We start from the raw sequence: 24,700 nt of genomic DNA on the forward strand, positions 1-24,700 counted from the left end.
AGGCTCTCTACGTGGTGATATACGGCCATTCGTACGGTACCGGTTCCACCTTGATTGCCGTTACGTTGCCGTTCAGTGAAAATACAGTTTCACCCGGCAGAAACGACGACAACAGTTGTTTTGCGCCTTCGGCCAGATGAAAATATTCCACTACTTTATCTACCATATCCGGGTTTTGCCGCATCAGAAACGACGTGTTGGCTGAGTTGATAACTGCCCGGCCCTGTTCACAGCTTAGGAATTCGTCTATGAACTGGCTGCCGATCAACAGGCACGCGTTGTGTTTTCTGCCACGGCGTGCCAGCGTTTCGAGAAACTCCGCCGATTCTTTGTATCTGACGAACGTCCAGCCTTCGTCAACCGCTACTATCTTCTTTGCGTTCCGGTGTTTCTGAACGAAATTCTGCCAAATCCAGGTCAGCAGCACGAAATGAGCGTATAATTTTGTGAATTCGTCTGTGATGGCAGACAAATCAAACCCGACTATGGGCGCATCGGTATCCATGGTGCTGTTACAATCAAAAAAGCCCATGGATCCTGTTTTAAGAAACGGTTTTAAAATCTCGGATATCTCGCTTGCGTTAGGTTTAGCCGCCAGTGACTGCTGTAAATCCGACAGTGTGGGCATAGCTTTTTTCACACCGCCTATCGCGTATGTCCCGTCATCTACCTTTATCCCGCCTTCGGTATACAGACTTTCAACGTGTGTATCTATGCCGCGCTGCGAGTATATCTCCTGTACTGCCTGTTCGATTGCCACTATTTCCTGTGCGGTAAGTGCCCTGCCCATGAAATTCTGTGATATGGTTCCTAATAATGCCCGGATATCGGCTACCTTGTCCATGATCGGCACGTACTGTTTATTACCTGTCTCATCCGTATCGGGTTCTATGTCAAGCGGGTTTATGCCTGCGCTTCTGCCCTGGCGGATAGTAATGTATTTACCGCCCAGCAGGTCTTCTATGCTTTTTTTATACTCGCCTTCCCTGTCCAGCACAGCTATATGCGTGCCGGTAAGGGCACTCTTATTGAGTATGGTCTTGATACACACCGACTTGCCGGAACCGGGGATCCCGAATACCGTTATATGTTGATTGTTAAGCAGCGGCGGTCCTATGAACGAATCGAGAAACACGGGAGCTCCCGTAAACAGGTTACTGCCCAGGTATATGCCGGACGGGTGGGTCATGTCGGGATTGGCTATCGGGAAAAAGGATATCAGGCCGCCGGTTGTCACGTTGCGCCTGAAGCCGCGCGGGGGGATCGTATTTATTGGTAACGCCGCTTTTAATCCCTCCACTTGCCTGAACGAGAGACAACGCACCTGGGTTGCTTTCCGTGCCAGGACGTCGTTAACCGCAATACACCTGCGTTCAAGTTCCTCGACCGTTTTGCCGTACACAGCTATTAATACTGTTACATAATACATACGGTCACGGTTGGTCTGTATTGCTGCTCTCTCGGATTCCAAGTCGCTTAACATCTCCTGAAGTTGCGGCAGGTGGAGTATATTACCCTGTTTTTGCTGTATATCGTACATAGCAGCCGTTTTAACAACCTGTTCATTCAGCTTTTTTATGACCAGGTTATCCGGTATGCTCTCCACTGACACGGACAAGTCTATCTCCCCTGCTGAAAATAAATCATCCAGCCAACCGACATACACGTCTCTCGGATATACCGATACCGCATATACGCGGGCATAACGCCCTGGCCCGAGGTATAACATATCGGCTGTTTCTTCCAGCGCATCCGATATAAACAATGATTGTAAATCGATTGAACCGTTGTGCAGATCAAAGTCATCCGATTTGTCTGTATTTGAATGTTTTTTACCGAAAAGTTTTATCAAATTATCTCCCTCCCGTCAACATACAACTCGAAAGCACCTGCGTTCACACTATCCGCAGGCTTTGCGGATGATCCTCTGTTAAGCCTTGAGTACAACATGTTCAATATCTCGCTTGAGCTAAGCCTGCGTGCCGGTACTTTAGCGCGTTGCAAGCCTGCTATCACGACACTGCACCTGCGGTTGAGTTCTTCATATGCTTTTTCCACCGGGCCGTCATATGACACTATTATATAATTTCTGCGGACATATACCGTTCTTGATTTCATCATATTGTTCAAGAAGTTAACAGCTTGCTCGGCATATGTCATCAGCTTCGTATTGTTGCTTGCCGGCGCATTTTGAGCTATATCGTTTATGGCATTTTGTACATCGATATAATCCGAGGCGGCGTATAACTGTACATCGAATGATAAGCTTAAAGCTGCCTGTATCAGTGCGTTTTCCACTCCGTTTTGTTCTTCTTCGGACATCATTCGGAAATCAATAGCTCCTACGCTTATGACGGCGGAATACCGTCTGCCTTTCAGAAATATGACGCTGTCCCGTATATCTTCGATATCCCATATATCTTTCAAACTGGTCTTTGATTTGCCGGATTGCGCTGTTTCCCCCTTTTCTCGAGCCGACACCGGTCCGGATTTGCGGCGTATATCGTCTGTCTGCGTGTAATACCATACTCCGCCGAGTATAACAATGCTTGTTACTAATGCGGCTATCATCCAGCCCATCAGCTTTTCTCCTCTCCAAAAAAATACCGTTTATTCCTCAGGTGGAATTTGGCCCATGTCAGCGTATACAAGTCAAATTGCACGCCGTTTACCTTCAAAAAAGCAAAAGCAAGCATAATACCCGCAACTGCTACAAACCCCGCTATCCTTAACACAAACGGCACCGGCACCCAAAACAACCTGATCCCAAGAGCGGCAATAAAGAGATACAATACCTGGCGGATAGATAAATACCCGCCGAATATCTTATCTTCTTCCTGTACTTCAAACGGTATATTGAATGTGCGCATACACCTATTGTCCCAGCTGGAATATGATATTTGCCACTGTCAGCGCCGTACCGAGCAGTATTGATCCGCCGGCTATCCACGGCAGCCCGGATATAACCTCGCTGCGCTTGTTCGGGTTATTGTGCTGTGCCATTAGCTTAAGGGCTATCAGCACCACACCGCCCAGTATGAACACAAACCCGATAGGCCCGCTGACTTCCATGATTACGTCTACAACCTTTTGTTTGACTGTTTCCAGACTGTCCAACTGAAAAACACCTCTTTCTTATTTGAAAATTTGTTGTATTCCCGCCAGCAAAGACATAATGAGCGGCAGGCCGTAGTATATTAAAAGGCCTCCCACCGCCGCACCTATACCGCCCGCACCGGCTTTTTTGATGTTGGACGAGTGCGTGATTCCGCCGGCAATCACCAATATAACAGATACCAAAAGCGACAAAACCGCTATCGGTACTATTACACCCGCTATTGAGTTAATGAGCATTACGACCGCCTGAGATACCTTTTGGGCAAATTCGCCTGCGGATACCGGCTCAGGATTGGTCGGGATGTCCGGGGCTATTGTTGCCAACACAACTGGCAATTTTTGAAACATTTTACATCACCTCACCTCTCACAAAAAAATAGCCCTCAGCTTATTGCTAAGGGTTCCAGTCAGATGTTTTTGTAGTATATAATCTTGTTGCCGCAATCTTGACAGTCAACGACAAACCTGAACATTCCTATATCCCGGTGGTTCGCATCTGCCAGTGAATATTCACGTATTGGCGAGAAATGCCTGGTTCGACATAATGGGCAACAAGCTTTGCCGCCTATGTATACAGCCTCCAGGCGCCTGCTTGGTTTGTTGCTGCGATTTGAGGCTTTTCTGGACATATTAAAGATCCCTTCTTTCTTTAACTGCAATACGAACGCCGATCGAAATATTCCTGCCTGCGGTACCATTTAGCATAGTCGGAGTACCCGTAGCAAGTGATAACGGTTGCTTTGGCGTTTTGAACTTCGGCTAGAATCTCAAGCCCGTTATACTTGAGCACATATTCCTTATGCGGTCCGCTATGCTTGGTATATATGACCTCGCCATGCTTAATAATCTCTTTGATTGTCTCAGTTATTTCGCTTTTTGGTGCTTCGGCATCGACGCGGTCATAATACCGTTCGTATGCATGCGGAGTTATGAACACACTGTTAATCCGTGGTCTTTGTATGGTTTTCTGCATAACATATTCTCCTTCCAAAAAATATCTCTACAAAAAAATAGCCGCCCCGGCAAAAGCCGAAACGGCGGAGTACAGCAACAATTAGGAACAAAGCAAACTACAGAAGGGGATCGGGCATGCTGTATTTGCAGCATGCCCAAAAAATGAATCAGAGCGGAAAAAACGGGATACAACAAAAAAGCGGAGTCATATGACTCCGCTCTAATTTATCTTCTTTTGGATTTTTGGTTGAGCAATTTTCGCTACACTACCTGTGGGTATAAAACGACCATATATAAGAGACCTTTTCTCTCATATTTCTTAGTTTTCTATATTGCTATCGGAAAGTTGCCGCCCGACTAGCTATTTTTAGTACAGCACAGTTCGGAAAGCTACTGCCCAATAGATTAATTTTAGTATAGCACATACGATTTTAGCTTGTCAATACTTCCGCTTGCTATTTTTTCTTGTGCCGATGTTTTTTCTTTTTCTTTTTGCCGCCACCAGGCGGTACCGGCTTATCATCGTTTCCTATTGCCTGTTGTTCCGTTTCGGAGTTCCATTCTTCGGCTTTAGTTTTGTCCTTAGCCTCTTTGGCAAGATTTATCCAACTAGCCGAAATACTCTGAGGCAGGTCTGCCGGTCGTACAGCCCATTTTTTAAGACTATACGTAAATCTTTTCCCATCTTGTGACAGGTCATATGCGTTTCGGTTCAGCATGACGGCTTGCTCCGGGCTCAAACAAGTGCGTTTTGACATAGATACGGCGTTCTGCTCTTGGAGTTCCAGCATTTTTTTCTCAATCACTTCTTCACGGTATTTTTCCAGTTCGCTATACCTCGGATCCGTACGCAGCGTTTCAACGACGTCTTGCAGGCTTATGCCGAAGCGCTCCGCGGTTTTGTATTCGCTATACCGGCCATAATCATCATCAACACATTTCATACGCCAGAAATATTCGCATATTGTCCGGCTGCGCTCATCCTGATCTTTACCTCGTCTTTGCTGTCGGCACCTTTTTGCTGCTTCATTTTTTCTTTTCTTTTCTCTATCCGCATTTTTCTGCCTGACACATGCTATGGTCCGTTCGTACCGCACTGGATCGTTTTTAACGATGCCCCTTACGGTATTACGGGATAAGTTAAACTCTTCGGATAGTACGGATATGTTTGTATCTCCGCTGTAGAAGCGTTTCCGCACCGCTTCCTTAACCTCATCGTCGATCATATTTCGACCGCTCTTATTCATATTGATACCCCCTATCAAATTTGCCATATATTCTTTCCAGAGCCCTGTACACCGCATCAATGCTGAAAAACAAAAAAAGCCGGTACATACCGGCAAAAAGGCATAAAGATACATAGTATCTTTCAACCCTCCTGCTCGGTATTAATACCGGCTTTTGGACAGCGTTATAGAAACGCTTTTCTCATTTTTTATTTTTTGTAAATTGCTGAAAAACAAAAAAAGGCAGCACAAACACACTTGGCTTGCATTGCCTTTTCGACATGTCTATTCCCAATTCTGCCGCAACAAACAGCAGAATCGTCTTTTTGTTTTAGAAATTAAGCATACCCCAGAAAATGGGCATACTTCCAGACAGATATTTCTCCTTACATTTCTTTTTTTAAAACAAAAAAGGGCAGCACAAACACATTTGGCTTATACTGCCTTTTAGATACAAATCCACCTTGTTTTTTTGCCGGCAGAAACGTCCGGCGATGACGTAGTCGCCCCTACTCCCCGTATGGCGCTACTTGCTGCCACCCACAGTAGTGGACTCGCATTAGGTTGCGGCGTTGGACAGCTCGGGCTTCCGAACTTTTAGTCCGTTATCCCCCAACATTTTTTACAGCTATATTATACCAGAACGTTTATTTGCATGCAAGAAAAATTTTTGTCCTACCCATAGGTGAAGCTAGGGGCTACCGTACTTGTTTTGGTTCCCGGTGTTGCTCGATATATTTGCGAAGAGTTATACCATCGTTTTGTGGCACCCATTCGACAGTTTCCGTACCGTCCGGGTTTTGGACTGTGCACAAATGCAGTTCAATGATACTCATGCATTCAAATTCAGCTTCGTTGCCACGCGATTCCAATATACCGCCGGTTATCTGATATCTCTTGCCGCGGATATCGCCGGATTCGCACTGCAGAAAATCATCTTTAATCCTTTTTTCTGCACTCCGTTTCTCTATTGTTTCTGCTACGACTCGCTTAACTTCGTCTACCATTAATTTGTGTTCAACCAGGTCTCTGGCCGCCGTTTCGGTAAATATAAGCCTTACGTGCATAAAGCCTGCTCCTTTCTTTTAAAAAAATATAGGAGGTAAGATTTCGCTCCTACCTCCTATATTCTATCACTTTGCGGTAGTGCCCGCAAAATTGAACAGGCTTTCTTGAACAGGCACCCACACCTCAGCATCATCCTGTTTGGTTGGTACCATATCCGCACTGTCCAGCACCGTCATAATGTCTATACTTGGCTCATAGCGGCAATGGAACTGTGCCACAAATGATATGCCCTGATTGCCGTCATGGACAACAACATATTGGTTATCCTTGACGGTATCGCCTAAGCCGTCTTCTGCCCCCTCCAGAGCTGCTATGACCGCTCCCGGCAATACTTCTCTCTCAGTGCAGCGCTTTATCGCGTGCTTGGAGAAGTACACCGCGAAATCAAATCCGAACAATGATATGTTATATATTCCTTTCATGAAAATTTCTCCTTTCTTTTTTCAGTTGCAGGCGCTCCAGCCGCAGCTGTAGCATGTTACACATCCGCCTTCGTGTGCTAATCTGTCACCGCATTCCGGGCAAATACCGTTATAAACCAGCAATCGTACCAGCTTTTGCCCGTCTATTGTGCCCTTCTTAACCTCTTGCCACAATTCTTCCAGTTGTTCTTTAGACATTTGTTTTTTTCTCCTTTCTTTATTTCGCACCGAATATACGTTTCAATAACGATACCTTCCTGCCGGTTATCTCTATGTTTGCACCCGACAGAATGGCATCATCTATTCCTTTGCCCATACCGGGATGCCAGCAGGCCGTTGCGGTTTTAATGCCGGCTTTCTTCAGAGATGCGTGCAAATGTTTTATGGCTTCTTCGACATGTTCGTTCCTCACGAAATCCATATCAAAAGCCACTACAGCTTCTTTTATACCCATCTGCTTCAGCTGCTCGGCTAAACCTTTCGTGGCGTTTACCCCGGCTACACCTATAAACGTATGGCCGGTTAAAAATGATGCCACATCGGCTTTAAGCGGTCCTTCTGTGATCCATACTTCATCATCAATACCGTACGATGTATGGACCCAGCTTTTAGCCGACACGCTGTTGTCTTTATCCGGCATGGAAAACCAACGGTATTTGCCACCGATACCCGGGCTGTCAAGCCTGACCTGCATACCCTGTATACGACCTTCCACGTCCCGAACGGGTATGAGATAACCTGCACTACCGTAAAAATCCCAATTGCCGTTATCATCCGTGTAAAACCCGGGGACGCCTTTAAGCATATGTCCTGTCTGTATTAAAGCACGGCAAATGCTTTGGCGTGCCGCCGCTTCCTGCGGTACGGAACGGTATCCGCGGGATATGATCTCTTTTACGGTAAGCCCGCGCCGCCGCAGATCGGCAGTATGGTTAATATACAGCTCGAGTTTTTTCAGTAGCGCGGTATACGTCTCATCCCTGGTTTTTATATCCGCCGTATCCGGTACATTAACGACCGAAGGTTTGACTGCTGTGTGCGATACAGGAGCATCGTTTATAAGCTCACGGTATGCTTCTTTTGTGTCTATACCGGTCGCTTTTGCATACAGGCCGATCGCATATCCCCCTATGCCGCAGCGTGTGCAGTAATACTTATCCTCAACTATATTGAGGTACAAGTGTTTATGCCGCTTATCGTTACTGTCACCGCAAATAGGGCAACGTGCAACGTACTCGGTTCGGGTCTTAGGCTGGGGTGTCAATCCCAGCCTGTCTGCTACGTCCAGTATGTGTATTTCCTTTATGTCGCTCATAGACTTCTACCTCCAATCATGTAATGTATGACGTTTTTGTGCCGGATATCGGCATTATACGGCCACTCAGGGACAAACACCGGCCTACCGGCTTTCAGCAGTGCCCTTATCTCGGCCGGATTATCTTCTATGTACACGTCAGCTTCTACAAGAAGCTTGTTGTGTACGTAAAAGACCGGGTATACCAATTCGTATCTTGCCAGCCAGTCTTCTGTTATTTTCGATAGCGCCGGATGCCGGGTTGTGGCAAGTACCACTTCGGCTTGCATAGCTGAAATATACTCTGCCAAGCTTAAGGTTTCAGTTATCGGTTTAGCTTTGACCATGGCGCTTTGCCCGTCGTAGCCGAACCAAAAGTCCTCATTTAGCTTTTTGTTGGGGTATTTATCTGTACAATATCCCATTCTTTTCAGTTCCGCATTGGTGTTTGCAAGAGTATTGTCGATATCAATGCAGACTATTTTGCCCGCGGTACTGCGCAGCAAGTGTACAGCGCTGTTTAATTCTTCTTCTCTCACTATTATGTCAACCTCGCGCATATGGCACCTGCTTTCTACAGCAACCCGGCTGCATGCATACTGTAGTGTTTTTTATAGCCTATGATTATGCTGTCTAAGACTTGTATGCCAAGAACATCCCCCGCCTTGGCAACCTGTTTTGCCGTGGCAATATCGTCGCTGCTGGGGGTGGGATCTCCACTTGGGTGGTTATGTGCCAAGATTATTTTTGCCGCATTAACCAAAATAGCTGCTTTGAACACTTCCCTCGGATGGCTCACGGTTAAATCCAAGCATCCGATTGAGATTGTGCTAATGCCGATAACGGTATTCTTAACATCTAAGAATAACACGGCAAACATTTCCCTATCGGCGCCGACGAAGTATTCCTGTGCTATTTCGGCCGCATCGGTATCGTACAAGACGCGGCCATAGTTTTCTTCCCTTTCTCTGACCAGTGCAACCTTGTATACGGGCAGATATCCTTCCATTTTTTCTTTCTCCTTTCTTTTTTAGAAAAATAAAAAGGCAGCACAGCGCATAATACGGCTATACTGCCTTTTTGTCTAAATTTCAACTTATTTGTTTAATCGTATGGGCAAGATGTAATATAAATATTCCTGCTCTTCTACTGGTTGCACCAGGATGGGGTCTGCACTCGAACCGAAGCTAAGCACTATCTGGTCATCACCGATTACAGACAAGACATCGCTCAGGTACTTTCCATTTAGCCCAACCTTTGCATCTTCACCTTCACAATCTACCGCTATCCTGTCACTGACCTTGGCAATATCAACAGATGTGTTGAGTAACAGGTAATTATTCGTCACTTCCAATTTGAGAAGCGTTGAATTGCCTGCCTGTGCTACTGTAACATCTCTACCCACGGCGGATCTCATATCTTCGGTAAACAGGGTCATCCGGGATTTGCGGTCTTCCAGCGCTTCATCGATTAGTCCTTTATAATCAATGTATTTGCCGTTTAACAACACGGCGGTAAATATAATTCCCCCGTCGGCTGTGTTAAACCGGATAACTTTATTGCCAAGACTAATCTTTACGTCGCCATTGCCTACCGGCAATATCTTTGCGAGCGTAGCAAGTGATTTAGCCGGTATTATGGCCGTACCGTTGTAACCCGCCGTGTTTGTTACAACACTGCATCGTTGTGCTATCCGGTAGCCGTCAATAGCGGTCATAACAAGGTTGGTGCCTTCTAATTCCATTGCCACACCTGTCAGTATCTCTTGGGCGCTCTGGTCCGGTGCTGCAAACAGCGATGTGCCTTTTATCATGCTTTTGAGCACATCTGCCGGAATGCTAAATTCCGCACCGGTTTCAACAGCAGGCGGAGACGGGAAATCTTTTGCCGGTAGCGTTGCCAGCGTTATTTCTGATAGCCCGGCTGTTATAACCACGTTGCCTTGATTATCAGTTTTTATGGTTACCGGCCCTTCCGGCAAACTGCTAACTATATCAATCAGCAGCTTGCCGTTCGTTACTATGGCGCCCGTCTCAGTTACCTTGGCCGCTTTTGAGACTGCGATGTGCGTGACAGTATTTGTCGCATCGGCCGTCAGCATATTACCGGTTGCCGATAACTTAACACCTTCCAATACTGGCAATACGGATCTGGTTGCCAGCGCTTTGCCTGCTGTGGCCACTACTGTTTCCAGATTGTCCTTTTCAATTTCTACATACATTTTTTATTCCCCTTTCTTTTTTTGAAAAAATAAAAAAAGAGGTCTAAATACTGATTTGTATTTAGACCTCTTTCTCCTTACTTTTTTGCCGGTATTTTCGGTTGGTTAGTGTCTTCCCGCAGGGTATGTAAGACACAGGCCAAAACCTTGTCGGCATATGCTGCATACACGCATTTTTCAGCATGTACGCAGCTTAAGCATTTGTTTTGTTGCATAAGCCTACCTCCTGTTAAAACGGCAGATCTTCTTCCTCGGATATACCGAGGTCGGTAAAGCCGCTCAAGTCTGCCTCAGGTATTGGTTCCTGTGCAGAATCAGAATGCTGTGGCCGGGCTAATAACTGAAGCTCCTCAGCTATTATCTCAGTCGCATATCTGTTGCGGCCTTCCGTATCCTGCCATGTCCGGGTTTGCAGGCGGCCAGATACGGCTACCTGCCGGCCTTTTTCGCAGTATTTTGCAACTACGTTCTCGGCCAGCTTCCCCCAGACAATAACCGGCAGAAAATCAGCGTCCGGTTGCCCTTGCTGTTTAACCCTGCGGTCGACAGCAAGGCGGAATGATGCTATGGATGTGCCGTTTTGCGTCTGTCTGATTTCCGGATCGGCCGTTAACCGGCCGATCAATACTACTTTATTCATAGGATAAAACCTCCTTAAAAAATTAAAAAAACAGCCTAAAAGCTTTCTTTTTTTGCCTTTAGACTGTTTTCTTCTTACCTTAAAATTTAGGACAAGACGGTAAACATTATTTTTTCGGATTTGCTTCTTTATAGCAGTTTGATAAAGCCAATCATCGCTGCCATACCGGCTATAACAGTGCCAACCGTCCACATGAGATTTTTGGACAAGCCTTTTTGGATATCTTTGATCTCCGCTGTCATATCGGCACGTAGCTCCTTGAACTCCGCCGCCATATCGGCACGCAGCTCCTTGTTCTCCGCCGCCATATCGGCACGCAGCCCCTTGTTCTCCGCCGCCATATCGGCACGCAGCCCCTTGTTCTCCGCCGCCATATCGGCACGCAGCTCCTTGTTTTCCGTCGTCATATCGGCACGCAGCTCCTTGATCTCCGCCGTTAGGTCAGTGCGTGTTCTCTCAACGCTGGTACGGACTTCCTTGATCTCCACCGTTAGGTCAGAGCGCAAACCGTCTATTTTTTGATCCAGTCGATTCAATCTGTCATCGATCCTGTTAGGCCGAAAGTCTATCGGTTCCTCATAATTATAAGTCTCAGCTTTTTCTTTAACTTCTTTATTTTCTTCGCCCATGGCTTTCGCCTCCTCAATCATATTATACCACTTCTCCTTTCCGTTTTAAACATAAAAAGGCAGCACAAACACACTTGGCTTGTACTGCCTTTTAGTCTCAAATCCAACTTATGTTTTTTTGCCGGCAGAATGTCCGGCATTAACATAACACCCCTGCTCCTCGCATGGTGTTATTTGCTGCCACCCACAGAGTGGACCCGCATTAGGTTGCGGCGTTGGACAGCTCGGGCTTCCAAAACTGTTTCAGCTTTGTTATCCCAAACAATACTTTACACTTGTAGTATATCATGCTTTCTGAATTTTGCAATAGTTTTTTTATATTTTGCTATTATGTACAAAGATCCCATTAGTTGCCTTACTCATGAATAAATTTACCTTCTGTTCTTTTCTCTTTCCTGTATTTTTGCTTATCCTTTTCTCTGCTCATCCAAAACAATTCGGATATGTCCCTGAACAACGTTTCCTTATCGTCCTCCGGCACATCATCATTCATAAAGAACTGGTCAATATGTTCTATAAAGTCTTCATATTGGCTCAAGTCGCGTTTTGTTACAGGATATCTTTGGGCATATTCTTCGGGAATATACGAATTAGGTACATTGATCCTGCCGATAAGATAGTCGGCAGATACGTTAAATATGTCTGCTAATTTTTTGGTCAGTTTAATATCCGGCTGCCGGTTTCCTTCCTCAAGATCATGATAATACTGTTCCGAAAGGCCTAATTTCTCGGCCGTTTCCGCTACAGACCATTTCCTTTGCTTTCGCAGTTCTTTTAATCGATTTGCTATCTCCATTGCGGTATTGTTATCAGAGACAATATTTGGTTCGTCTTCCCCCAATAAATAACTTACAGTAGTGCCAAGCACCTCCGCAAGCTCGCTTAATCTTTTTAAAGAAGGGTTACTCCTACCATTCTCAATATCACTTAAAAAGGATATTGAGATACCGGCTTTCTGCGATAAATCGCGTAATGTCAATTTTCTTTGTTGCCTTAACTGTTTAAGACGCTCTCCAACGGACATTAAAATGATCCTTCCTCAAAATATTTACTCTCAAAAACGAAACTTTCCGTAAATATTAAACTGCTTTAATTATATCGCAAAAATCAGAAAAGTAAATTACAATATTTACGTAAATCGGAGGAATACAGAGATTGTGTTCGTTTTATACGTAATAATCCTCCTTTTTAGCCTTTTTTGCCACTATTTGCGGTTTTTTGGAGTTTGATATTATTCCGGTATAAGCGTAAAATAAACGTAGATTTTGGAGGTGGAGATTTTGCTGGGAACAAAAATAAAAAAACTGCGTATTAACAAAAAAATCAAACAAATTGAGTTAGCGAAAGCAGCCGGTATTTCAAACTCGTTTCTTTCGGATATAGAAAATGGCCGGACAATGCCTTCTTTGAAAACATTGTACAAGTTAGCTGACGCCTTGGATGTCAGCATAACTGTTTTCCTCGAAGACGATTCATCTTATGAATTCGTACAATAGGCGGTGAAAATATAATGGGTGGTTGGATTAAACTACATAGAAAATTAACCGAGCATTGGATATGGGACGACAAACCATTTTCAAAAGGCCAGGCATGGATTGACATGCTGATGATGGCCAACCATGACACCAACAAAATTTGCATTGGTAATGAACTTATAGAGGTTCAGCGCGGTTCTTTCATAACATCCGAACTCAGGTTGATGGACAGATGGGGTTGGTCCAAGAAGAAACTCAGAGCATTTCTGACTTTGTTGCAGGAAGACGGCATGATAATCAAAGAGAGCAACCAAAAAAGAACCGCTATTTTTATCGTAAATTATGAGATTTATCAGGAACAAGGGACTACAGAAGAACCACAGAGGAACCGCCTTACGGACGATGATGGAAAAATAACGTCCAGAAAAGGAACCACAGAGGAACCGCCTGAAATCCCGCAAAATAAGGAAGAAACGGAGGTTGCAGAACCACAAAAGAACCACAGAGGAACCGCTGAGGAACCGCCAAGGAACCATGAAGGATACACAAACAAGAATAATAAGAATGATAAGAATATATATATATATTCATCGTCTGAACAAAGTTCAGACGAACCAAACCAAACCTGTAGTAAAGGTCAACAACCGAAAAAACGTGAAGTACCGGTATTCACCGAGGATACCATACAATACCAGCTTGCATTGTTTATGCGCCAATGCATACTTGAAAACCTGCCTGCCGCGAGAGTACCAGATCCCGCCCCGGCTACGCTTAAACACTGGGCATACGATATTGACAAAATGATCCGGCTGGACAGCCGCAGCCCTGATGAGATCCGGGAAATGATCGACTGGACTCACAAAGACAACTTCTGGTATGCAAACATATTAAGCCCAGGTAAGTTGCGCGAAAAGTGGGATACTTTAACCGCTCAAAAAATGCGAAAATCTAAGACATATCCCAAATCTGCCGATAACACGGTTTTTGATTACGAGGCAGCAAAAAAGAGCAAGTATGGATGGTGATTTATTTATGCTTGATGAATTTGTGAAATACAGTATTAACAAAAACCAGCAGGAAGCCAAAGCGTTAATGATTAAGCAGCGGCAGGAAAAAGTATCTGAGTTGTTGATTCAGAGCGGACTCGGCAAACGTTTCCAAAATAAGACGTTTGACAATTTCGTTTCTGCTGGCCAGCTCCGGAACGCTCTGGAACAAGCTACGGCTTTTGCAGCCGGTTTTCCTGCTGTAAAAGGTCTGTTGCTTACCGGGCCTGTGGGCGTCGGCAAAACGCACCTTGCTGCCGCTATAGTCAACGAGCTTACTAAACGTATGTATGTTGTTGTGTTCGGCAACAGTATTAGTATTATAAGCCGGATAAAACAAACTTATGGCAAAACTGGCGAGAGTGAACTGGATATAATAAATGCTCTGACAAGTGTGGACCTTCTTGTTATTGATGATTTGGGCAAAGAAAAGGCCAGCGACAATACCAGTGCTATATTATACCAGATTATCAACCGGCTGTACGAAGAAGAAAGGCCGGTTGTTATAACAACTAATTATACGTCAGACATGCTGGCTAACCAGCTTGGGGAAAGAGGCCAAGCGATAGTATCGCGGTTAACTGAGATGTGCGTACCAGTGATAATGCAGGGGATCGATTGGCGCATAAATCACGAGGAGGGTTAGAGAAATGACTGTTATGATAGATGTAGAGGTATGGGGCAGTAAAGAAAACAGCAAAGCGATAATCCCCAACTGCTGGATATGCAAAGACAACGGGCTGGTAATTTATAAGAAAAAGACTAAAGACGGTATATACGAGCATATTGCTCATTGCACTTGCCCGGCTGGTATTCCTTATCACTATGACGGCAGAGAATGCAAAACAAATAAATCCGAGTACTATATACCTTCTATTGCGGATATAGCGGATCCCGCAATGATTGCGAAAGATAACCTGGCCGCTTTTTATAAACAAAACAAAGGCAATGATGATATTATGAAAATATTGCAGCAACAACTGGCTAGTTAAATTTGTTTCTAGGGAAGACCTAAAATTATGAATAAAACAAAAATTGAGTGGTGTGACTACACTTGGAATCCGGTCACAGGCTGCCTGAACGGTTGCGAATACTGTTATGCCAAAAAAATAGTGCAGCGGTTTCAAGGATGGACAGATGATGACGGTTGGACGCATTATGACGTTCTGTTGCATAAAGACGAGCCAATTCGAGTACTGGATCATCCTTTATACGTGGCATATGAGAACACAAAAGGCAAATTTCCGCAAGCACCGTATCCGTTTGGCTTTAAGCCCACATTTTATCGTTATCGCCTTAATGAGCCTAAACAGGTTAAACATCCTGCTAAAATATTCGTATGCAGCATGGCAGACCTATTTGGGGATTGGGTACCGGCTGAATGGATAAATGAAGTGATAGAAGTAGCAAAGGAATGTCCACAGCATACATTCATGTTTTTAACCAAAAATCCGGGCAGATATTTTGAGTTTGAGTTTCCTGAAAACTGTTGGTTAGGCGCTAGCACAGGAGATAAGCCAGATGACAAAACGAGCACAAATCCGGATGGTACGTTTATTGTATCTAACGTACATTCAGTAGCAGATATTATGCGGTTTCTACCCAGAAGTTTTATATCTTTTGAACCGTTGCGTTGTGATGCAGCAGCAGACTTGAGCCTCGATTGTATCAGTTGGGTTATTATAGGTGCTCAAACAGGTCCGGGTGCAATACTGCCAAAGAAAGAATGGATACAAGACATAATTGATGTGGCAAGAGAGGATGGCGTTCCGGTGTTTATGAAAAACAACCTTAAAGAAGTATGGGATAAAGAATTGATCCAGAAATGGCCTGTACTAGTATAAGTCTTGCTACGAATGAAACTTTCTGCTTTCTTTTCAAAAAACAAGAAAGCAGCCGGTTTTTAGCCACTTTCTATAAACAAAATAAAGACGATGCCGATGTAATGGGAAGTTCAGCTGATATTGTTTTCGATATAGTATTGTTACCGATGGCTTAGCAGAAAGCCTCGCCGCTTGTGGCAGGGAGAAGTCAATGAGAAAGAAAGCCAACATCGGTAAGCTACTTTTAATATTTTCTACCGATGTTGGCATATTTTATAAACAACTGATTGTATGTCGAGTATAAGTACCGGAGCTGAACCTTTGCATGGCTAAAACCAGACACTACTGTCTATTTATATGCAATAGATGAAAGCATCTTCTTTCTTGTGAAGGACAGAACATTTGCTGGTCGTATGTTTAATATTGGGATAGTTTTGGGCCAGCTGTGACGCTACAGCACCTATATGCGATGCCGGTTCTTTAAAACCACTGGATTTTTCATAACGGTCGAGATAACTTTTCAGTGTCTTAATAACATTTGATTCCTGCAAAATTTCAAGGATCTCATGGCTGGTTAAAGTCTTACCTTGGTTTTGCTTTAAGACGTTAATTATCAACTTCTCCATATCATGGAGGAGGCCAATATTTGCCAAATAGTTCAATTGAAACATAAATTATACCCTCCTTTCTTATCAATAATGATTTGTCGTTTATGTCAGCGAGCGAGAACCTCCGGCCAGCCGATTTTTGTAGCATGTCCGGCTTATTACGAATGGATTGACCTGGTGTTAGTATCTCTCCTGACTTTTATCATAAATAATAATACTATCCGCTAAAACTTCATCTTTAATAAACCTTGATATATCTCGATAATCCAATATATCAACATCTTTGCCTAATACTTGCCTCAATGCATCTTTGGTCTCTAAATATTTTGGTATATCAATAATATCTGGTAATGATACCAGAATATCGACATCACTATCAGCTTTTGCTTCTCCTCTAGCGTATGAACCAAACAATGCTATCCTTGTAGCGTCTAATTGCTTTAATCTGGGCACTATAATATTTCTAATTTCTTCTATTGTATAAACCTTTTTCATCATAATCTATACACCTTCTTAATGACATTCTGACTTCTCCCTGCCACAAGTGGCGAGGTTTTCTGCTAAGCCATCGGTAAGCTTGCGGTAACCGTACGGATAGCCATCAGAGTATATTAACTCACTTAAACGCTCTTTTACTTCTTCATCCGATATTTTATAACCATCATAGGTGAAAGAATAACCAGGTACAGGCCTGCCATGATGCTCGTTTTTATCATTATAAGGCAGGCCTTATACCCTTGAGCAATCTACTTGTTCGCTATTCCAACTTTGTCGGTTACCGAGGGTTTACCGCATCTCTTAACTTCCTTAGCACAGCTAATTCAAATTCTTTCTCGCCCAGAAGTTGCTTTAGCGTGGTATTCTCTCGACTTACACTTCGTAAAATAGCTATTTATGCCTTAAATTCAAAACTGATATTATTCTACCTCTATATTTCTCGGCATAGACCACCGCCATATAATATGGTAAAGCATCCGCCTTTTCTATAGTATCCACCAGCACAGGTTCTATCTGCCCAGTTAAATTTACATAGCCTTTTGGAGTCAATACAACATACCTATTTTGTTCTAGATATCTTAAAATACGCGTATCCTGTTCTTTCCCAAGCTCCAGAATCGATTTTCTTTCTCCCATATATTACGCCCCCTTCAAATATCCCATTTCATCCAATTTATCTTTTGCAAGTGCCTCTGTATACAAGGAAATCAAATCCATAAAATCTAAAGTTATCATGCCAAACATCACGTCTATGGCCTTAACCTGTTTATTCTTAAAATTAATACTTACTGGCAACAAATTCAACCTCGTTGCCAATTTATAATAAAAATAAATATCTTTCGGTGCTTTCTTTCTAAACATTTTTATTCTCCTTTCTTAATACAATTCATTAAAACTTGCCTGCTCTCTCAAGTAGCTGCTTTAACAAAGCATCTTGGTCTTTAATACCCTTAGGATACTTAGCTGCATCCAAAAGTGTTATTAATACCATCGGTGCTCTATCCAACCGCAATCCTGGAATTACTTCCTCTGGCCCAATAAACTCTGGTTCCGATATTCCTATAGCATACTCCTGCCGATAAACTATTCGTACTCTACGTGGCTTAAATTCAATTGAATTTATATTTATTATTATAGCCAACCGCTTACCTTTAGATATATAGAAATACGCAGGATATTCCATATTGTAAAATCCCCTGTAAGGTATTTCTGGCTCTAAATTATAAACATCCCGAAATTCTGGCGCCATTCAATATCACCTCCATTTTACTAATTTTATCATATCTTTTCATACATTGCCTTTCCACCATAAGCGGATTTTTTGCCTATGAATTTTACATTTGGATACTGGCCGTTTATCACGGCTCGATAAAAATATTTACCCAATCGTTGCCTTTGCCCATTCGTCAAATCTCGCCAATCAAGACCAAATAGCTCTTGCAGTAAGAACTTTTTCTTACTTGGCAATTTGTCTAATGATTCTTCCAGAATTTTCTGAATTGTTTCATCATCAACATAGTTTTCCACCTCCTTGAATACGATCCCATCATTTATACACCGTTGAACACACCGCTTGATGAATTCACTCAACGATATGCCGTTTTTTATAGACTCACGCTTTATCGTCTCACTGAACTCATCATCAAAATCGATCGTGATCCTCAAAGTTTCTCACCTCTTTCTTTGCACAAATATTTTATTTATGCAAATAGTATATCACACTTTCTGAATTTTGCAATAGTTTTTTTTAAGATAGAGGATAAGGCTAATTCCTAGCCCTATTCTCTATGCCTCCATCTCAACCACAAGCGGTGTGGCTTTCTGCCAAGGTATTGGTAACACGGGTTAAAACTACCATTAGCGCCGCTTAGATCAGCTGTTTTACGAACCATATATGGGCAGGCATACGCTAATGGTTAAAGCTAGGGGCTACTGCATTTGCTTTGCCTTCCGGTGTGGTATAATATATATATATATATAATATATTAAAAGGAGAAAATATATCATGTACAAAAAAACACTTGCTCTAATTGCGATTTTCGCCCTTTTATTAACGTTGATGACAGGCATGGTTACTATGCCGGCTTTTGCAGCAGGTACTTATCAACGGCTAGCCGGTGCCGACAGGTACGAAACATCAGCAGCTATAAGCCGGAAAGGCTGGGAAAGCACCGATGCCGTAGTGATAGCCTGTGGCGAAAACTTCCCGGACGGGTTAGCAGGAGGTCCCCTGGCATACAAATATAACGCGCCGCTTCTGCTCGTACAGAAAAACCAAATTCCGGTACCAATTTTAAAAGAAATCCAGCGTCTCAAGCCGCAAAAAGCATACATATTAGGCGGGCCGGGCGTAGTGTCTGACAGTATTAAACAAACACTGGAGGATAAAGGCATATCTGTTGAGCGCGTATATGGTGTTGACAGAACGGTCACCGCAGCTGAAATAGCAAAGATTATAGGTGCTCCGGATGGCAAAGCAGTGATAGCATCCGGTCTTAACTTCCCTGATGCGTTAGCTGCCGCACCTGTTGCAGCTAAGAACGGCTGGCCGATACTGTTTGTTTCAGGTTCGACTATCCCGACTGCTACTAAAGATGCACTAACAGCACTTAATATAAATCAGGTTGATATAATAGGCGGGATCGGTGTTGTACCGTCAGATATAGAAGTTAAGCTTATTGAGATGGGTATGGATACCAAAAGATTATCCGGTTATAATCGTGAGCTTACATCACTCGATATAGCCAAAACGTATTTCGAGCCGGGAGATGGCATAATATTAGCCACAGGCCGGAGTTATGCTGATGCGCTATCAGTATCACCATTTGCTGCTAAAATTGGCCAGCCCGTTATTTTGTGCAGTACAGATTCCGTTGCCAGTAAGATCCGGACAACAGCTAAGGAAACCGGATTAACAACCGATGAAGTGACAGTGGTAGGCGGCATAGGTGCAGTATCTCAAAAAGCTGTAAACAAACTATTTTCGCCGCCGGATTCTCAAATTGTAAATTATGACTGGGATTTAACCGAAGCCGTCCAAAACGGTATGACTCCCGTATTTACCGAACAAGCTTCTAAAATAGAGGCATATTATAATGCTGCACAGAATATACTGTCGTCAATAATCGTACCAGGGATGTCTGACTATGAGAAAGAGAAGGCAATTCATGACTATATAATTAACAATACTAGATATGATATAGAGAATTATGACAACGATACCATCCCACCGGATTCATACAGCCCATACGGCGCTTTAATCAATCACGTAGCAGTATGTCAAGGATATGCCGAAGCAACGGATCTGCTGCTTAACATGGCCGGGATAGAGAGTAAGGTAATATCTGGCGAGGCAAACAACGGCGAAATAACAGGAGGTCATGCCTGGAATATAGTTAAAATCGACGGCAAGTATTATCATGTGGATACCACGGCGGATGATCCCGTTTCTTCGAGTGGCAAAAACATTTTGAGATACGATTATTTTAACTTAAGTGATGAGGAAATAGGCAAAGACCATTTTTGGGATAAAGAGAACTATCCGGCATGTCCCAAGCCCGGACCACATCCCAAATATGACAACAGGAGATATCCGACATCTTATTAGTAAAAAGCCTCGCCATTTGTGGTGAGGCGAAGTCAGTCTTTTATGTTCGCAGTAGCCGCTATTAACAGTAGCGGCTTTGTTTTTTCTCTCAGAACCTCTTGCGCCTTTTTTTACCTTACATGATAAGAACAATAACGCAATATAATAACACATGATAATTAAGCTTATATTGCATTTTAGAGCGTTTTTTGCTCTGATTATGCTCTAAAAAGGGGGATTATCCCCCCTTAAAAACGCATGATAATATTTTATCCGCCTTTTTGCATCGATTATGTTATCATAAACCTTTCGTTGCTTCTGACTACTCTCCGCCACTTGTGGCGAGGCTTTCTGCTAAACCATCAGATTCCCAGCTTAAAATACCAAAATACTATAGTACTGTTATACTAAAGTACTAAAGTATTATAGTACTATTCAAGCTATTTTTGAATATTCACAGCACCTAGCATTGCTATGTATTGTTCCTGACTACTCCCCGCCACAAGTGGCGTGGATTTCTGCTAAACCATAGGTAAGGGTTCCATTATGTTTTGCTATGAACCGGAGCCTGCATACTTGACTTATGTATAACGATGTTATACAATATAGTCAGAAAGAAAAAATGAATAGAGGTAACAAAAATGAAAGCAACGCTAAAACGCGGCATATGGCCGCTGGGCGGATGGCATGAAGTTATAATACATGCGGATAAAATTGCGTGTATGATGGTGGATAACGTGGAATGGAGCATATATTTCGTCCAGCACGATATTTATATCGTTGCACGGACGGAATACGGCTACTTCGGCCCGGAGCGAAACTATTCCGAATACGAAACATTCGATGGCCTGCCCCGTGGGCGGCAGGAAGTGGCGGGATACATCATCCCGCTTGAACTAGTGGATAGTGCCTTTGATGCACTATTCCCGATATGCTAAAAAATACGGCTTGCCGGTGGCCGTAAATACCGGTAATACAAAAAATAGGAGGTAGAAAAAATGGTAAAAGTTAATGCTTTCTTTGTGAACGACAGTCATGATATAGAACGCTTTTTAAGTGATAGCCGAATTGTCGGGTTAACTGATGCCCGGCTTATGCAGATGGATTGGGATGACGGAGAGGGAACCGCCCTCATAGTGAATGACAGCGTACTCTCACGATTAGAAGAAATCGCGGAAGAATACGGCATAAAGTTAGTATAAAAAATACGGCTTGCTGGTGGCCGTAAACGTCGGCATATAAAAATATGGAGGAATGAAAAATGGCAAGAGAAAAATTATTCGCTGTCAGAATAGACAGCGATATATATGAGCTGTATAGTCGTTTATGTAACAAGCATGCAGCTACTGTATCGTCTATGACGAGAAAACTCGTCGAGGACTGGACAAATGATGAATTGTGCAGTATTTTGGACGACATATGTGTGCTAGAGCTAACTTCGGCAGAGCTGAAAGATGCTTTGCCTGAAGTATACGACAATCTGCTGGCCATGTTGTCCGGATTTGCAGCTGATCCGGACAACATGGTTACAGATGAAAACGTGGCTATGTTTGAGAGTGGTAAGTATATTATTGAGTTACTATTTGGTGAGGACGGAGTAGCCTACACCGCCGGGAAAGATACTCAGGAAATAAACAACCAGCCACCATGGGCTCATGATACATGGAACGACTTTTTAGCAGCCGCTTCAAAAAAGTGGCTGCTAAAAATAATAGAATAAAGAAGGAGCGTTAGATATGGTATTATGAAAATGTGGGAATAGGAGCTTTTAATCTCCGGATAGCATTAGAGAAGAATAAAAATAGAGAATAAATTTTTGCACTTGGATTTAGACACGTGTAAATGCCCCTAGATTTGATTTTTTTGTGTGAGAGGTATAAATACATTACCTCTCTTATTTTTTTGCGTTGTAGGGTAATCTGAAAAGCTTATTTAGAATAAGGTAAGTATATAGGAATTATTATAGAAACCTTTTCCCTATTTCACTATCGCTCAATAAGGAAAAGGTATAAAAAGCAGGACATAGCTACGCTTCGCTTTGCTATTTCCTGTCTATGAAAGGGAGTCTCCGCCCATTTGTAGCTTAACGAGCTGGGTGGTTTTCTTTTTCTACTTTTTTTTGAGACTGATTACTGTTATGTTGATCGGCTTTAACTTGTGCTGCGGTTATTTGGTCTTTTATTGATGACATTGTAGAAGTGGTATTTTCTGTTACAGATGGCGCAGCTTCTTGTGATGCTGTATGTATTTGATGTAATTCTTCTAACATAAGATTTTCAAGCCGCTTTATATCTGGAAATACTACAGTTTTACCTTTGCGTATAAGCTGATGAAGTTGTTGCATGTTGGAATGTACTTCTTGTGCAATAGAGTATTTTATAGGTACAGGATTGCCATTTCTTGTGTGAATATGATCTATATACTGGTCAGTAATAGGAAACATATTTTGCAGTAAAAAAGCTGATTTTCTTCCATCGAACTCACCCAAAACGATCGTAAGACATTTACCATATTTTGCAACTTGCTTATCGTATATAGCCTTATATTTTGCTATTTTTGTGCTCATAGGGACAACCCATAATAAACCTTTGTTTTTTGGATCTTCCATACAAAGGTAAGTTGGCCGATAAGTGCCATTTTCTTTATTTTGCATTAGTTTATCATCTTGCACTTTATCAAAATAAGCATCTTTTATATGGTAAGCATAGCCTTCTTGAAACTTCATAAATATCACCTATATGAGAATATAGCCCTATCAAAAGATAGGGCTATATTCTGTAATTTTCGAGCCGTTCACTTGTATAGCCGCCAACGGTGGGCGGACAATATTTGTCGAGCCGTTCACTTGTATAGCCGCCAACGGTGGGCGGACAATATTTTCGGTTTTTTAGGTATCTCAACCTTGTATTATTATTATACGGGATAAATCAGAGTATGTCAAGATATTTTAATAAAAAATGCATAATAATAATACAATATAATATATCTTATATTGCGTTAATTAATATAATATGGTATAATTAAGGCATAAAGCCGGGCAAAACAAAAAAAGAAGGGAATCGATAGCGATGCTGGTAGAATATGCGGATTGCTATGCACTGAATTTTGTTAACGGTGCAGATCTCCGAAACACTAAAGAATTTGATATTGATTTTGATTTAGTTAATGGGCGCAAGATAGAGCTTGAGCTTTATGCGCGTCAGAAAAAAGACGGGACGTATAAGGTAGTAGAAGTATTATTCGACAAAACCGCAGACGAACAGGATATCATAGATTTAAGCGGGATATACTGGTATATCATAGGGAAAGGCTACGAGAACAAGAAAGTGCGGCCGATACTTAACATATGGGAAGACGGTGATTATTATATAATTGCTTCGATAGATGGATGTGCGACAGATACTGTCAAGCATATACAGCCCCGGCCGGTATGCTGGTGGCCAAGCAAAGATGCATGGCAAGAAACGGCCTTTTGCCGACACTTCCTGCCAATCAGTGAAGTCAAAGCCAATTTTTATACCTATGACCAGTTTGCTAAAAGGAACAGCGATATACCATATCAGAATATCGGCTTGGAATACGCACGGCAGATAAGGAACCTGCGCAGCCAATTGCAATACTGTAAAAAAAACCATCTAGTAGCATCGTTAAAAGTAGTAGACGTAGATAAAGCCCAGAAATACATTCATGATAATAGGTTGGAAGATAACGAACAAACATGGGCATCCCTTGTGACAAAAGACGATTTGTTCATTGATATGCCGGATATATATACCGAAACAAACATCGTGTATACTACTAAAGAAACGGGAAAGAAGATAACCATAGAGGCCCTATCATACTACCCCGCTCATCCGGCTGATATTGATTGTATTGTCGCGGTAGAATATCTGGACAAGGTTAAACGCATAACCAAGTATTGGCTTAATCCTCTTTTTAATACAGAATCTTTGTATAACAAGGTGTTTGATATGATCTGTGCCGCTGCGGCTAAAGCAGGGATCACCAAAATAGAAGTCATACAACCGGGCATGTCGTTCGAGTCATGCCCGCATTGCGGAGAATTGCTGATATAGAGGAAAAGGCAAAGCAA

35 protein-coding genes and 1 pseudogene are annotated in these 24,700 nt (G+C 42.8%); 10 read left to right on the forward strand and 26 right to left on the reverse strand.

The features are described 5' to 3' along the window. Positions 1-7 precede the first annotated feature (7 nt). From MAHAU_RS12160 to MAHAU_RS12235, 18 genes are all read right to left on the reverse strand, one after another. Positions 8-1,852, reverse strand: coding sequence for a VirB4 family type IV secretion system protein (locus MAHAU_RS12160; RefSeq protein ID WP_013782025.1), 1,845 nt, complete (start codon positions 1,850-1,852; stop codon positions 8-10). Then, positions 1,849-2,580 (reverse strand): TraC family protein, encoded by a 732-nt coding sequence (locus MAHAU_RS12165; protein ID WP_013782026.1) that lies wholly within the window; start codon positions 2,578-2,580, stop codon positions 1,849-1,851. The genes MAHAU_RS12160 and MAHAU_RS12165 overlap by 4 nt, the downstream gene beginning before the upstream one ends. Next, positions 2,580-2,870, reverse strand: a complete 291-nt coding sequence (locus MAHAU_RS12170; RefSeq protein WP_013782027.1) for a PrgI family protein — start codon at positions 2,868-2,870, stop codon at positions 2,580-2,582. Before MAHAU_RS12170 ends, MAHAU_RS12165 begins: the two co-directional genes overlap by 1 nt. Before the next feature lie 4 nt (positions 2,871-2,874). Next, on the reverse strand, positions 2,875-3,117 hold the full coding sequence (locus tag MAHAU_RS12175) for a hypothetical protein (RefSeq protein ID WP_049783364.1): 243 nt from the start codon (positions 3,115-3,117) through the stop codon (positions 2,875-2,877). An 18-nt stretch (positions 3,118-3,135) separates the two neighbouring features. After that, positions 3,136-3,465 carry a hypothetical protein gene (locus MAHAU_RS12180; RefSeq protein WP_013782028.1) on the reverse strand — a complete coding sequence of 110 codons (330 nt, stop codon included), beginning with the start codon at positions 3,463-3,465 and terminating at the stop codon, positions 3,136-3,138. Between the two features lie 301 nt (positions 3,466-3,766). Beyond that, the gene (locus MAHAU_RS12185) at positions 3,767-4,090 is read right to left on the reverse strand and encodes a hypothetical protein (protein ID WP_013782030.1); all 324 of its coding nucleotides are present in this window, start codon (positions 4,088-4,090) and stop codon (positions 3,767-3,769) included. A gap of 436 nt (positions 4,091-4,526) precedes the next feature. After that, positions 4,527-5,318: a hypothetical protein gene (locus tag MAHAU_RS12190; RefSeq protein WP_013782031.1), complete on the reverse strand. Its 792-nt coding sequence runs from the start codon at positions 5,316-5,318 to the stop codon at positions 4,527-4,529. Positions 5,319-5,995: 677 nt separating this feature from the next. Next, positions 5,996-6,364 (reverse strand): hypothetical protein, encoded by a 369-nt coding sequence (locus tag MAHAU_RS12195; RefSeq protein WP_013782032.1) that lies wholly within the window; start codon positions 6,362-6,364, stop codon positions 5,996-5,998. Between the two features lie 66 nt (positions 6,365-6,430). Then, positions 6,431-6,787, reverse strand: coding sequence for a hypothetical protein (locus MAHAU_RS12200; RefSeq protein WP_013782033.1), 357 nt, complete (start codon positions 6,785-6,787; stop codon positions 6,431-6,433). 21 nt (positions 6,788-6,808) lie between these two features. Further along, positions 6,809-6,985 carry a hypothetical protein gene (locus tag MAHAU_RS15775; protein ID WP_171804982.1) on the reverse strand — a complete coding sequence of 59 codons (177 nt, stop codon included), beginning with the start codon at positions 6,983-6,985 and terminating at the stop codon, positions 6,809-6,811. Between the two features lie 19 nt (positions 6,986-7,004). Continuing rightward, a complete protein-coding gene (locus MAHAU_RS12205) occupies positions 7,005-8,102 on the reverse strand; it encodes a DUF3854 domain-containing protein (protein ID WP_013782034.1) in 1,098 nt (365 codons plus the stop codon). Then, complete coding sequence (locus MAHAU_RS12210; RefSeq protein ID WP_013782035.1) at positions 8,099-8,641, reverse strand: HAD family hydrolase; 543 nt, start codon at positions 8,639-8,641, stop codon at positions 8,099-8,101. The genes MAHAU_RS12205 and MAHAU_RS12210 overlap by 4 nt, the downstream gene beginning before the upstream one ends. Positions 8,642-8,655: 14 nt before the next feature. Then, complete coding sequence (locus tag MAHAU_RS12215) at positions 8,656-9,090, reverse strand: JAB domain-containing protein (RefSeq protein WP_013782036.1); 435 nt, start codon at positions 9,088-9,090, stop codon at positions 8,656-8,658. Positions 9,091-9,177: 87 nt separating this feature from the next. After that, on the reverse strand, positions 9,178-10,302 hold the full coding sequence (gene dnaN / locus MAHAU_RS12220) for a DNA polymerase III subunit beta (RefSeq protein ID WP_013782037.1): 1,125 nt from the start codon (positions 10,300-10,302) through the stop codon (positions 9,178-9,180). A gap of 77 nt (positions 10,303-10,379) precedes the next feature. Next, entirely contained in the window at positions 10,380-10,517 is a 138-nt protein-coding gene (locus MAHAU_RS15780) for a hypothetical protein (protein WP_013782038.1), read from the reverse strand. A 14-nt stretch (positions 10,518-10,531) separates the two neighbouring features. Then, positions 10,532-10,942, reverse strand: coding sequence for a single-stranded DNA-binding protein (locus MAHAU_RS12225; protein WP_013782039.1), 411 nt, complete (start codon positions 10,940-10,942; stop codon positions 10,532-10,534). Between the two features lie 128 nt (positions 10,943-11,070). After that, positions 11,071-11,571: an apolipoprotein A1/A4/E family protein gene (locus MAHAU_RS15140; RefSeq protein ID WP_245543918.1), complete on the reverse strand. Its 501-nt coding sequence runs from the start codon at positions 11,569-11,571 to the stop codon at positions 11,071-11,073. 355 nt (positions 11,572-11,926) lie between these two features. Continuing rightward, positions 11,927-12,595, reverse strand: coding sequence for a helix-turn-helix domain-containing protein (locus MAHAU_RS12235; RefSeq protein ID WP_013782041.1), 669 nt, complete (start codon positions 12,593-12,595; stop codon positions 11,927-11,929). A gap of 247 nt (positions 12,596-12,842) precedes the next feature. Here MAHAU_RS12235 and MAHAU_RS12245 point away from each other — a divergent pair, with 247 nt between their 5' ends. Genes MAHAU_RS12245 through MAHAU_RS12270 form a run of 5 tightly spaced genes read left to right on the forward strand, consistent with a single transcriptional unit; the run spans position 12,843 to position 15,936 of the window. Beyond that, complete coding sequence (locus tag MAHAU_RS12245) at positions 12,843-13,067, forward strand: helix-turn-helix domain-containing protein (protein ID WP_425357400.1); 225 nt, start codon at positions 12,843-12,845, stop codon at positions 13,065-13,067. 14 nt (positions 13,068-13,081) lie between these two features. Further along, a complete protein-coding gene (locus MAHAU_RS15145; protein WP_013782043.1) occupies positions 13,082-14,071 on the forward strand; it encodes a hypothetical protein in 990 nt (329 codons plus the stop codon). Positions 14,072-14,078: 7 nt separating this feature from the next. Next, positions 14,079-14,738 carry an ATP-binding protein gene (locus tag MAHAU_RS12260; protein ID WP_245543919.1) on the forward strand — a complete coding sequence of 220 codons (660 nt, stop codon included), beginning with the start codon at positions 14,079-14,081 and terminating at the stop codon, positions 14,736-14,738. A gap of 4 nt (positions 14,739-14,742) precedes the next feature. Next, positions 14,743-15,084: a hypothetical protein gene (locus MAHAU_RS12265; RefSeq protein WP_013782045.1), complete on the forward strand. Its 342-nt coding sequence runs from the start codon at positions 14,743-14,745 to the stop codon at positions 15,082-15,084. A 27-nt stretch (positions 15,085-15,111) separates the two neighbouring features. Continuing rightward, on the forward strand, positions 15,112-15,936 hold the full coding sequence (locus MAHAU_RS12270; RefSeq protein WP_013782046.1) for a DUF5131 family protein: 825 nt from the start codon (positions 15,112-15,114) through the stop codon (positions 15,934-15,936). Between the two features lie 332 nt (positions 15,937-16,268). Here MAHAU_RS12270 and MAHAU_RS12275 read toward each other — a convergent pair whose 3' ends face one another. The 7 genes and pseudogenes from MAHAU_RS12275 to MAHAU_RS12300 all read right to left on the reverse strand — a co-directional run bounded on the left by MAHAU_RS12275 (position 16,269) and on the right by MAHAU_RS12300 (position 18,686). Then, positions 16,269-16,586, reverse strand: coding sequence for a hypothetical protein (locus MAHAU_RS12275; RefSeq protein WP_013782047.1), 318 nt, complete (start codon positions 16,584-16,586; stop codon positions 16,269-16,271). Between the two features lie 117 nt (positions 16,587-16,703). Continuing rightward, a complete protein-coding gene (mntA, locus tag MAHAU_RS12280; protein WP_013782048.1) occupies positions 16,704-17,021 on the reverse strand; it encodes a type VII toxin-antitoxin system MntA family adenylyltransferase antitoxin in 318 nt (105 codons plus the stop codon). A 54-nt stretch (positions 17,022-17,075) separates the two neighbouring features. Beyond that, a pseudogene (locus MAHAU_RS16165) lies at positions 17,076-17,225 on the reverse strand (IS3-like element ISHahy4 family transposase); the annotation flags it as partial. A gap of 186 nt (positions 17,226-17,411) precedes the next feature. Then, the gene (locus MAHAU_RS12285; RefSeq protein WP_013782049.1) at positions 17,412-17,657 is read right to left on the reverse strand and encodes a hypothetical protein; all 246 of its coding nucleotides are present in this window, start codon (positions 17,655-17,657) and stop codon (positions 17,412-17,414) included. A 3-nt stretch (positions 17,658-17,660) separates the two neighbouring features. Then, complete coding sequence (locus MAHAU_RS12290) at positions 17,661-17,882, reverse strand: hypothetical protein (RefSeq protein WP_013782050.1); 222 nt, start codon at positions 17,880-17,882, stop codon at positions 17,661-17,663. 28 nt (positions 17,883-17,910) lie between these two features. Beyond that, the gene (locus MAHAU_RS12295) at positions 17,911-18,270 is read right to left on the reverse strand and encodes a hypothetical protein (protein ID WP_013782051.1); all 360 of its coding nucleotides are present in this window, start codon (positions 18,268-18,270) and stop codon (positions 17,911-17,913) included. A 29-nt stretch (positions 18,271-18,299) separates the two neighbouring features. Beyond that, on the reverse strand, positions 18,300-18,686 hold the full coding sequence (locus MAHAU_RS12300; RefSeq protein WP_013782052.1) for a DUF1413 domain-containing protein: 387 nt from the start codon (positions 18,684-18,686) through the stop codon (positions 18,300-18,302). 340 nt (positions 18,687-19,026) lie between these two features. Here MAHAU_RS12300 and MAHAU_RS15150 point away from each other — a divergent pair, with 340 nt between their 5' ends. The 4 genes from MAHAU_RS15150 (at position 19,027) to MAHAU_RS12320 (ending at position 22,327) form a co-directional block, all read left to right on the forward strand. Beyond that, on the forward strand, positions 19,027-20,628 hold the full coding sequence (locus MAHAU_RS15150) for a cell wall-binding repeat-containing protein (RefSeq protein WP_013782053.1): 1,602 nt from the start codon (positions 19,027-19,029) through the stop codon (positions 20,626-20,628). Between the two features lie 620 nt (positions 20,629-21,248). Then, positions 21,249-21,545 (forward strand): hypothetical protein, encoded by a 297-nt coding sequence (locus tag MAHAU_RS12310; RefSeq protein ID WP_013782054.1) that lies wholly within the window; start codon positions 21,249-21,251, stop codon positions 21,543-21,545. Between the two features lie 60 nt (positions 21,546-21,605). Next, a complete protein-coding gene (locus tag MAHAU_RS12315; RefSeq protein ID WP_013782055.1) occupies positions 21,606-21,809 on the forward strand; it encodes a hypothetical protein in 204 nt (67 codons plus the stop codon). Positions 21,810-21,868: 59 nt separating this feature from the next. Beyond that, positions 21,869-22,327 (forward strand): hypothetical protein, encoded by a 459-nt coding sequence (locus MAHAU_RS12320; protein WP_013782056.1) that lies wholly within the window; start codon positions 21,869-21,871, stop codon positions 22,325-22,327. A gap of 363 nt (positions 22,328-22,690) precedes the next feature. Here MAHAU_RS12320 and cptIN read toward each other — a convergent pair whose 3' ends face one another. Next, positions 22,691-23,332, reverse strand: coding sequence for a type III toxin-antitoxin system CptIN family toxin (cptIN, locus tag MAHAU_RS12325; protein ID WP_013782057.1), 642 nt, complete (start codon positions 23,330-23,332; stop codon positions 22,691-22,693). Positions 23,333-23,675: 343 nt separating this feature from the next. Between cptIN and MAHAU_RS12330 the strand changes: the two genes are divergently transcribed. Beyond that, entirely contained in the window at positions 23,676-24,683 is a 1,008-nt protein-coding gene (locus MAHAU_RS12330) for a hypothetical protein (RefSeq protein WP_013782058.1), read from the forward strand. Positions 24,684-24,700 lie beyond the last annotated feature (17 nt).

Origin of the sequence: Mahella australiensis 50-1 BON, assembly GCF_000213255.1 — a bacterium.
Classification (GTDB): Bacteria; Bacillota; Clostridia; order Mahellales; family Mahellaceae; genus Mahella; species Mahella australiensis.